7 protein-coding genes are annotated in these 10933 nt (G+C 56.0%); all 7 read left to right on the top strand.

Annotated features, from left to right (window positions below):
* A partial coding sequence (locus tag Q0510_RS23105) for an alpha/beta hydrolase (RefSeq protein ID WP_298717067.1) occupies positions 1-710 on the top strand: 710 nt, incomplete at its 5' end.
* 479 nt (positions 711-1189) lie between these two features.
* On the top strand, positions 1190-2872 hold the full coding sequence (locus Q0510_RS23100; RefSeq protein ID WP_298717064.1) for an arylsulfatase: 1683 nt from the start codon (positions 1190-1192) through the stop codon (positions 2870-2872).
* Positions 2873-2920: 48 nt separating this feature from the next.
* Positions 2921-3535 carry a sigma-70 family RNA polymerase sigma factor gene (locus Q0510_RS23095; protein ID WP_298717061.1) on the top strand — a complete coding sequence of 205 codons (615 nt, stop codon included), beginning with the start codon at positions 2921-2923 and terminating at the stop codon, positions 3533-3535.
* Positions 3536-3629: 94 nt separating this feature from the next.
* Positions 3630-4796 (top strand): FecR family protein, encoded by a 1167-nt coding sequence (locus Q0510_RS23090; protein ID WP_298717058.1) that lies wholly within the window; start codon positions 3630-3632, stop codon positions 4794-4796.
* Positions 4797-5106: 310 nt separating this feature from the next.
* The gene (locus Q0510_RS23085; protein WP_298717055.1) at positions 5107-8655 is read left to right on the top strand and encodes a SusC/RagA family TonB-linked outer membrane protein; all 3549 of its coding nucleotides are present in this window, start codon (positions 5107-5109) and stop codon (positions 8653-8655) included.
* A gap of 26 nt (positions 8656-8681) precedes the next feature.
* A complete protein-coding gene (locus Q0510_RS23080) occupies positions 8682-10094 on the top strand; it encodes a RagB/SusD family nutrient uptake outer membrane protein (RefSeq protein ID WP_298717052.1) in 1413 nt (470 codons plus the stop codon).
* Positions 10095-10100: 6 nt separating this feature from the next.
* Positions 10101-10933: DUF4369 domain-containing protein (locus Q0510_RS23075; protein WP_298717049.1), on the top strand; the 833-nt coding region annotated here is incomplete at its 3' end.

Raw genomic sequence — 10933 nt, 5'->3', positions numbered from 1 at the left:
CGCAGATGTATTTCTTCCTGGAGCAGGGCTACCGCGTGATCGCGCACGACAGGCGGGGCCATGGGCGTTCTTCACAAACGGAAAAAGGGCACGACATGGATACCTACGCCGAAGATGTGTCTGAACTGGCCAAGGCGCTGGATCTCAAAGACGCGATCCATGTGGGGCATTCCACCGGTGGCGGCGAAGTGATCCGGTATGCGCATAAATTCGGGAAAGGCCGCGTGGCCAGGGCCGTGCTCATCAGCGCCGTTCCGCCCGTGATGGTGAAATCCGACAGCAACCCCGGCGGCGTAGATATCTCCGTGTTCGATGATATCCGCAGCAACACCGCCAAACACCGCGCGCAATTCTACCAGGACATCACCTTCCCCTTTTATGGTTACAACCGCGAAGGCGCGAAAATATCGAAAGGCATCCAGGACAACTGGTGGCGCCAGGGGATGATGGGCTCCATCAAAGCGCATTATGATTGCATCAAAGCGTTTTCGGAAACCGATTTCACGGAAGACCTGAAAGCCGTGGACATCCCGGTGCTGGTGATGCACGGGGACGACGACCAGATCGTACCATACGAAAACTCCGCACCGAAGTCCGCCAAACTCGCCAAAAACGCGACGTTAATCACCTATCCCGGTTTCCCGCACGGCATGCCCACCACGGAAGCGGAAACGATCAACAAAGATTTGCTGAACTGGCTGAAGTCATAGACCGGATATACATTTGAGTGTTTTAGTGAAAGGAAACCTGCAGGTATTGCAGGTTTTTTTATGAGAGGTGTTCGATGAGCCGGTCGATATCCTCCGTTTGCCGAAAATGCCTACGCTTACCACGTCCATTTTATGGGATTGTTGTGAATATTGATGGAAATCAGCCGGTTGTCGATTGTGAAGGCGTTGTTATCGCCCTGGGTGCCTAAGTATACAAATACATTTTTACGGGTAAGGAGCAATCCGGCTGCTGCGTGACCGAATTCATGCAGCAGCATGCATATCCGTATCATTATAAATATCGTAAACCCAAAAAAAAGGGACAGTAATAGCACGTAGTGCAAAGCTTCTGGTATAGGTGAAGACCCAAATTATGCATTTGTTTCGTCATTTCGTTTCAATATTTAGCCGGATCGTACCGGAAGGTGGAAATTGGCGATGGGTTGTCTATTTTGATGGGAAACGAATCCACGCAAGCTATGAAAAATCCGATATGGCTATTGATAGCCGGCCTGGCGATCGCGTCCTGCGCAGGCAGCCGGAAGGGAAATAAAGGGGCGCAGAAAGACGGGCGGCCCAATATCATCCTCATCCTGGCCGACGACCTCGGGTACTCCGACCTGGGCTGTTTTGGCGGCGAAATCAAGACCCCGAACCTCGACTACCTGGCAGACAATGGCCTGCGCTTCACCAGGTTTTACAATACTTCCCGCTGCTGCCCCACGCGCGCCTCGCTGCTGACGGGCCTCTATAACCAGCAGGCGGGCATCGGCGAGATGACGGCCGCCCGCAAGGAGCCCGGTTACCGCGGCGCGCTCGGGACCAACACCGTCACCCTGGCGGAAGTACTCCGCAGCGCGGGCTACCGGACGGCCATGTCGGGCAAGTGGCATGTGTCCAACACCATCGAGCAGGCTACCCGCGAAGCCCAGCTGCAATGGCTGAACCACCAGGCTGTTCATCCGTATTTCTCGCCCGTTGAACAATACCCCGTGAACCGCGGGTTCGAAAAATACTTCGGCAACATTTTCGGCGTAGTGGATTTCTTCGACCCCTTCAGCCTGGTCAGCGGCACCGAACCGGTGGAAAGCGTTCCGCAGGGATATTATCATACAGACGCTATCAATGATTCCGCCGTTGCGTATATCCGGGAGTTCGGGCGGGAAGGGAAGCCCTTCTTCCTCTATGTGGCCCACACCGCACCGCATTGGCCTTTGCAGGCGCCGCCGGAAGAAATCGCCAAATATGAAAATACCTACACCGCAGGCTGGGACGCCATCCGCAACGCGCGATACAAACGCATGGCCGAGAAAGGCGTCATCGACCCGAAAACGACGCCGCTCCCGCCGCGTACCGGCGGCAAACTGGCCTGGGAAAACAACCCCGACAAAGCCTGGGACGCCCGCGCCATGGCCGTACATGCCGCTATGGTAGACCGTATGGACCAGGGTATCGGCCGCATCCTGCAGGCATTGAAGGCATCCGGTGAGCTGGACAACACGCTGATCGTTTTCCTGAGCGATAATGGCGCCAGCCCTGAAAACTGCATGCGCTACGGCCCGGGGTTCGACCGGCCCGGCGAAACGCGCGACGGCCGCAAAATCCACTACCCGGTAAACAAGCAGGTGATGCCCGGTCCGCAAACGAGTTTCGCTTCCATCGGGGAGCGCTGGGCGAATGTGGCCAATACGCCATACCAGTATGCCAAGGCGCAGTCGTTCGAAGGCGGGGTGCGCACGCCGATGATTGCCTGGTGGCCGAAAGGCATCCGGCAGAAGGGAGGATTCTCCGGCCAGGTGGGCCACGTCATGGATTTCATGCCCACTTTCCTCGAATTGGCGGGAGCGGAATATCCGGCCAGCTACAAGGGCAATCCCATCCTCCCGTATACCGGCATCAGCCTGAAACCGGCATTGGAAGGGAAAGGGGATGTGGACCGGACGCTCTTCAACGAGCATTTCGGCGCCCGGTTCGCGCGCAACGGCGAATGGAAACTGGTATCGCTTTCGGGCGACACCACCTGGCGGCTTTTCCGCATCCGGGAAGATGAATCGGAAATGACCGACCTCGCCGCCCGGCACCCCGAAGTGGTGGCGCAGCTGTCTGCCCAATGGCGCCAATGGGCGGAAACACACCAGGTGTTCCCCAGGCCGGAGAAGTAGGCGGTCTCAACCGCCATTCGCTTCTTTTTCTCCTGAAATATTTTTAGTTTGCACGGAGGAAGGACGACACCGGCATTGCAATACAGCGAACAACATAATGACCAACAACTGATCCGGCTGTTCAGGGCCGGCGACGAATCCGCGGCGGCAGACCTGTATGGGAGATATTACAAAGGCCTCGTGTACTTTGCGCGCCGGATCGTAGAGCATGCCGGCGAGGCGGAAGACATCGCGCAGGACACCATGGTGAAGCTTTTTCACAAGCGAAACGACTTCGAACAGCTGTCAGAAATTAAATCCTTCTTATACATCAGCGTCCGCAATGCCTGTTTTAATTACCTGAAGGCCCGCGACCGGCATGCGCTCTCACACCGGGAGCTGCTTTATCTCACGCCGGAAGGAGAGGAGAGCGCCGACCTGGAAATGCTCAAATCCCGCGTACTCGCCGAAATCTACCAGGAAGTATCTACCTTGCCGGCCCACTGCGGCGAGGTGTTCCGGTTGCTTTTCATCCACAAGCTCACTACCGCACAGGCTGCGGAAAAATTAGGCCTTTCCCCCCAAACCGTCCTCAACCAGAAAGCCCGGGCCATCAAGCTGCTGCGCTACCGCCTGTCCGAAAAAGGCTTCCTGGCCCTGTTACTCCTCATGAAAATGCTATAGGGAAAAAATTTTTCCGCCTTTTTTGGTTAAAACGATCTTTTAGTTGTGTTATACTAAAGGGATCCGACCTGTAACGATATCCCACACCCACGATATGGATGCGCAAAGAATGAACGAACTGGAGCTCCTCCTGCTCAAAAAGCTGGAAGGAGAGATTTCAGGGGAAGAACAGCAACGCCTGGACAGCTGGGCAGCGGAAAGCCCGGGCAACGCCCGGCTGCTGGAGGCCCTGGCCGACCCGGACTGGATGCTGGAACAGATGGCCGAACTGGAATCGATCCGGGAACCGGCGCGGGAGCCCCTGGTGGTTCCCCTGCGCAGGGCGCCCCTGCTCCGCCGTTGGGGCTGGGCGGCGGCGGTGATCGGGCTCCTGGCGGCGGGAGCAGCCTTCTGGCTCATGCGCGCCCCGGCTCCGCAGCAATCGCCCGCGGCGCAGGCACCCGTGCAAGCGGATGTGCAGCCCGGGCACGAAGGGGCGATCCTCACGCTGGCGGATGGTACGCAAATCCCGCTGGACAGCGCCGCCCAGGGCGAGATCGCGCGGCAGGGCGGCAGTACGCTGACGCTCGGAAAGGGGCAACTGGCGTACGATGCGGACGAAGGCGGAAGCGAAGCCCCGGCGCTCAACACCATCACCATCCCGCGCGGCAGGCAGTTCAGGCTGCTGTTGCCCGATGGGTCGAAGGTATGGCTCAATTCCGCCAGCAGCATCCGCTTCCCGGTGGCATTCAGCGGGGCGGAGCGGCGGGTGACCGTAACGGGCGAGGCGTATTTCGAAGTGGCGGAGAACCCGGCAAAGCCCTTTACCGTGGAAGTGACCGGCAAAACGAGGCTCCGGGTGCTGGGCACGCGCTTCAACCTGAAAGCATACCCCGACGAACCGGTGGCCGTAGCCACCCTCATGCAGGGTAAACTGGCGGTGGAAGCCGACAGCGGCGCCGGGCAGACGGTGCTCCTGCCCAATGAACAAGCCATCATAAACGGCAGCCGGCTGCGTAAAAACGACGTAGCCAATGCCGGAGCGGCAGCGGCCTGGAAAGACGGATTATTCAATTTCGACAATAAAAAACTGGATGAAGTCATGCGCGAACTGGCCAGGTGGTACGACCTGGAGATCGTTTACCAGAAAGGAGTGCCCGACATCATGTTCGGCGGCGAAATGGGCAGGAACGAGCCCCTGTCCAACGTACTCCTCGGGCTGCAGGATGCCAACGTTAAGTTTAAAATAGAAGCCAACCGGAGACTGGTAGTATTGCCATAAACGGAGAAGCGGTTCGTCCCTGGGCGTTACCCGAAAAAGAAAGATAATAAGGCCCCCTGAATAAAAAACCGGAAGTGATGGGGTCACTCCCGGCGGAAAGTTCAGCGAGGTTATGATGCCGTACAGTAATACGTTTAACAACCAAAACCAAACATTGCAATTTATGCAAAAAACTGCTATTTGCAAGCGGTGGCGCGTGCCCGTAAACGGGCGGTTCAGCTATCCCTCAACCGATGTATGTAGAAAGAACGAAGGAGTAATTCTACCACACAGCGCGGCACGGCGGCAATTTCAACAAATGCTGCGTATCATGAAAATTGCGAGCTTCCTGCTTCTGGCTGTTTGCCTCCATGTTTCGGGAAATGTATTGTCCCAGCACATCACTTTCACCGGCAACAATGTGCCGCTCGAAAAAGTGTTCTCTGTCATCAAGGAACAGGCGGGGTATGTGGTGATGTACAACAAACAGCTCATCCGCGACAAACAGCCGGTTAACATCTCCGCCAGCCACATGCCACTTGGCGAGTTCCTCGACAAGGTGCTGAAAGACCGGCAACTGAATTACCGCATCTCGGTGGAAACCATCTTCCTGTCCGAGAAGCCGGCCGGTGAGCAGGCGGTGGCCCGGGATGTGAAGGTTTCCGGGATTGTGTACACCCAGGAGCGGCAGCCGCTGCCCGGGGCTTCGGTGCGGATTAAAGGCACGCAAACCGGCGCTTCCACGAGCGGAGAAGGGATGTTTACCCTGCCAGCTGTTCCGGAAGATGCGGTATTGCAAATTTCTTCCATTGGTTTCCAGATGAAGGAAGTATCAATAGCGCGGCTCCGGTCGGGCGGAACGATCCCGGATGTGAAGCGCCTCCCCGGCGACGAAGCCTCCCTGAATTTTGAAGTGCTGCTGACCATGATGGTGGATTCCCTCGAAGCCGTGACCATCAGCAACTATTCGACCGGTTACCAGACACTCAGCAAAGAGCGTTCTACCGGAGCGTTTGCGACGGTGACCGCCTCCTCCCTCAAGCAGCAGCGCCTCAGCGACCTGGGCTCCCTGCTCGAAGGGCGCGTGGCCGGCTATAACAACGGCCTCATCCGCGGCACCACTTCCATGAACGGGATGACCAACCCCCTGTATGTGATCGACGGCTTCCCCGTGGAAAACACCACCTACAGCGGCGGTTCGCTCCAGGATAACCTGCCGGGCCTCAACCTGGAAGACATCGAAAAGATCACCATCCTGAAAGACGCGGCGGCTGCATCCATCTACGGCGCCCGCGCGGCCAACGGCGTGGTCGTAATCGTCACCAAGAAAGCCAAAAAAGGACGCCCGCAGGTGAATGCATCTTCCACCCTCACTTACCGTCCTTTCAACTACTATACCGGCAGGCTCACCAATTCCGCGGAGATACTGGAACTGGAAAAAGAATGGGCTGCCAGCAATCCCAGCTTCCAGGGTGCAAATGCGGCAACTTATGCGCAGTCGCTGCTGGATAATAAAGTGTATATCAACCAGGGCGCGGACGCGTTCCTGAATTTCTACGCCGGACACATCAGCCAGCAACAGCTCGACGCGAAGCTGAACAGCCTGGCGGGACAGGGTTTCAATTACTACGACGACGTCGCCGCCTATACCAAGCGCGACATGCTACTGCAGCAGTACAATGTGAACGTGGGCAATGCCAGCGACCGGAACGCCTTCTACGCTTCGGCAACTTATCGTCATAATGCGCTGGAAGACAAGTTCTCCGCCAACCAGAACGTGGGCCTGAATGTCCGCAATACCGCCCACCTGACGCCCTGGCTGGATTTTGAGGTGAGCTCGTACTTGCAATACGGAACGGGTGAACGGCAAACGTTCAGTGCCATGTCGCCCGGTTACGGCATCATGCCATACGATTACCTGAAAAACGCCGATGGCTCCCATTTCACGATGACGGCGGACCGCAGGCTGAATGCCAATACACTGTCGATCATCAACCAGTACAAGCTGTATAACATGGATATCACGCCGCTGGATGAAATCGGGCTGAACCTGACGCGGAACACCAGCTTTATGAACCGCAGTTATGCAAAGCTTGACATAAAATTTGCGAAATGGCTGAATTACCAGGTGTCGTTCCAATACGAAAACACCCATCTGCGCAGCAATACGCTGTTTGATAAAAACAGTTATTACGTGCGGAACCGGGTGAATAGCTTTGCGGGCGATGTGGCGGGTCAGGGACTGTTTTTCCTCATGCCTTACGGCAACATCTATAACCGCGAAAGCCAGCTGAATACGGCGTATAACTTCCGTCAGCAGTTGAATTTCGACAAGCGGTTTGGTCAGCACCACAATATCACAGCGATCGCCGGTATGGAAACGAAGAATATGAAGCTGGAGCTGAATGACCAGACGCAGTATAATTACGATCCTGCCGTACTGTCTTACGATATGGTCGATGCGAAAGCGCTCGCCAATGCGCAAGGGACCTTCTTTAACGGCAATTTCTCGGCCAACGACCTGGGCTTCGACCTGGAGGACGTCAGCCGCTTCGTGTCGGTTTACGGGAACGCGGGATATTCTTACGACGACAAATACCTGGTAACGGGGAGTCTTCGCTGGGACCGTTCGAACCTTTGGGGCACCAGTTCCAAATATCAGAATAAGCCGATGTGGTCGGCCGGGCTGGGTTGGAATATTTACCGGGAATCGTTTTTCAACCCGGGCTTCCTGACGTACCTGAAGCTGCGTGGCTCTTATGGTGTGGGAGGAAATATTTCCAACGCCTATGCGCCTTTTATGGTCGCGTATTACGGGCCGAACTACCAGGTCGGGGGGATCCAGGGATCGATTTCTTCGAGGCCGAACCCGCTGCTGTCGTGGGAGCGTACTTTTACGGGGAATATTGGTGTGGATTTCACGATGTACGACAACCGGATCACCGGTTCGGTGGATTACTACCGCAAGCAGGGTAAAGACCTGCTGGCCAATACCATGGGCGTACCTACGGAAGGCTTCGGATATTCCACTTATGTGATGAACAACGGCGAAATGACCAACCACGGTATGGAAACGACGATCAGTGCGGATATCGTCCGTTCCGGCGATTGGAAATGGAACCTTACCGGCATGTTCGCTTACAATAAAAACAAGGTGACGTATGTAAATGTGGAGGCACCGGTGTATTTCCTGCAACTGGATTACCCATTGGCTTACCCGCGGGTGGGCAATCCTTACCAGGCGCTCTATGGATATGAATGGGCAGGCCTCAGCAGTGATGGTTTGCCGCAGGTATACGATGAGAAGGGGGCGATTGCCGGCTTTTCGCCCAGCGAGCTCTCCGCCATCAAATACCTTGGCTCTACCGTTCCCACTTACAGCGGATCGTTCAGCAGCTCGCTCGAGTATAAGAACTTCACGCTGGCTTTCCTGCTAACGTATGAAGGGGGGCACAAGATGCGGAACACTTTCCTTCCGATGCTCAACAATGCCTACAACTCCGGCATGTTCAGTTATATGACGCAGTTTAGCGCGGTGAACAAGGATATCGTCAACCGCTGGCGCAAACCCGGTGACGAGGCTACTACCAACGTGCCGAGGGCCGTTTTTGCGGAGGATCCTGCTTTCAGCTCGGACTTATACACCATGTACAGCAATGCGTCGATCAACGTGCTGGACGCGGGGCACATCCGCATGCGGAACGTGTCGCTCGCGTATAACCTGCCGGAACGGCTCATCCGAGGGGCTTTTATGCAGAGCGCGCGCATACAGTTCAATATGGAAAATGCGTTTATGATCGCAAAAGATAAGACAGCGAAGTATCTTATGGGCGGATATGTACGCCCCAATTATGTGTGGAGCCTGCAACTGGGGCTGTAACATTGTACCTTAAAATGTAAAAGGCTATGCAACGATATATCAGACTGAATATAAGCATCGTGTTATTGCTGGGGCTGGTCCTGGCAAGCGGGTGCGAAAAGTATCTCGGCATCCTGCCCAAGGGCAAGAAAATACCGGCCACCCTGGCGGATTATGAAGCGTTCGTGCGTGATGAATACGGCAACCAGCGCTACCCGCACCTGCAGGCGATTTATCTCCTGAACGACCGGTTCGAGCGCGCCGAAGCGCTTAACTTTTCCCCGCTGACCAAAGCGAATTACCTGTGGGAAGAGGGGACGAACCGCATCACTTACAACAACAGCGACGAATCGGCGTACTATACGGCATACGCGGCGATTTCTACATTCAACCTGCTGGTACAATACGTGCCGGAAGCCACGGAAGCCACGGACGAAGCGCGCAAGATCCTCCTGGCGCAGGCCAAACTGGGTCGCGCCATGCACTACTTCCTCCTTGTGAACTATTATGCCGATACCTATGAGGCAGCCAATGCGGGAACGAAACTTTCCGTACCGCTGATCGAAAGTGCGGACCTTGGCGCACCATACACCCAGGTTACCATCCAGGCCATGTATGATTACATCCTTCGCAACACCAACGAAGCGCTGCCGGACCTTCCCGATAAAGGCGCGACGATCCTGCACGGTTCTAAAGGTGCAGCGCACGCTTTCCTGGCGCGTGTTTACCTCCAGATGGGGGATTACGACAAGGCCCTCGCGTCCGCAAACAACGCGCTGGCGGTAAACGATCAGCTGTTCGACTGGGTGGCATACTACAACAATTACAAGACGCAGATCGAACAGCCAGACCTGTATCCCAGTCTCCCGTCTGCCAGGGGCTACGAAAGCGTGGAGAATTACATTTTCGGGCATGAAGACGCGGTGTACAGCAAGCGGGAATATAACGTCAGGACGGACCGCGCCGCCCGCTTCGAAGCCGGGGATGCAAGCTTCCTGAGCCGCTGGAAACAGCGCACCATCGGTACGGATACCTATTTCTATTCGATCCAGACCGGCCGCTTCAACGATGGCGGCATCACCACCACCGAAGTGTACCTCATCAAGGCCGAGTGCCTGGCGCGGAAAAACGACCTTTCCGGCGCGATGACTGCGCTCAATGCCGTGCGGGCCAAACGCATCCTGCCCGCGCAGTATGCAGCGCTGACGGCAGCCAATACCGCCCAGGCGATCGGGCACATCCGCCGCACGAAGGAAAACGCGACGTTGTTTTCCATCGTAGCGTTCGGCGATATGCGGAGGTTCAACAAAGACCCGCAATATGCGCGGACGCTCACTAAAACCGAGAACGGTACGGCGATTTCGCTCAAGCCGGATTCGCATATGTGGACGATGCCCTTCCCGCAGGGCGCCATCAACAATCCCGGCAACGGAACCATTCAGCAAAACGTAAATCTATAACCACTCATGAAAAAGACACTATTCGGCAAAACATTCTTCACAACAGCCGCCCTCGCGCTGGCGGTCGTTTTCTCCGCTTTCCAGGATAAAGGGAAGTACACCATCACCGGGCAATTCAGCGGTCTGCCCGACGGCACCGTGCTGGAGATGATCCCCGCCGGTTCGCATAAGGAAGAAAAACCCGTGGCCACCGCCACCGTGAAATCCGGGAAGTTCACCTTTTCCGGCAGCGTGGAAGGGCCGCGCTTCTATTTCGTGAAAGTGAAAGACGGCGGCTACGGCGGCTTTCAACTGATGGTCGATAATACCGACATCAACGTAACCGGCAAGGCGGAAACCAGCAAAGACGGCGAAGGCCGCAACTTCACCGGGGTGAAAGTGACCGGCAGCCCCGTACACGACGAGTACCTGGCCAAAAGCGCCCAGCGCGACCGCCTGGAAGTGCTGTACAACGCCTACCACGAACGCGGCAAGGAAGTGACCGATAAACTGTCTGCTGCCCGTCAGGCGAAAGACACGGTACTGCAAAAGGAAATCATGGCTTCCGCAGCCTGGAAGCAGTTCGAAAAGGAAGAACATGAATTCTTCAAAACCGTAGAAGATTCCATCTCCGCCCTGATCACCGCCAACAAAGACACCTGGTGGGGCCCTTTCCTCATGCTCACGAACTACAGCTACTTCACACCGGATCAGAAACCGGTATACGAGCAGTTTTCCAGAGAAGCGAAAGAAAGCTTTTACGGCAAAGTGGTGTACGACGACCTCTTCCCCAAAAGCTACATCGGCCAGCAAGCCCCCTCGCTGGCGTTCGCCGACGCTGACAAGAAGCCCGTTTCCTT

The organism is uncultured Chitinophaga sp., from assembly GCF_937874145.1.
Taxonomy (GTDB): domain Bacteria; phylum Bacteroidota; class Bacteroidia; order Chitinophagales; family Chitinophagaceae; genus Chitinophaga.
This window is presented reverse-complemented; position numbering and strand designations above follow the sequence as displayed.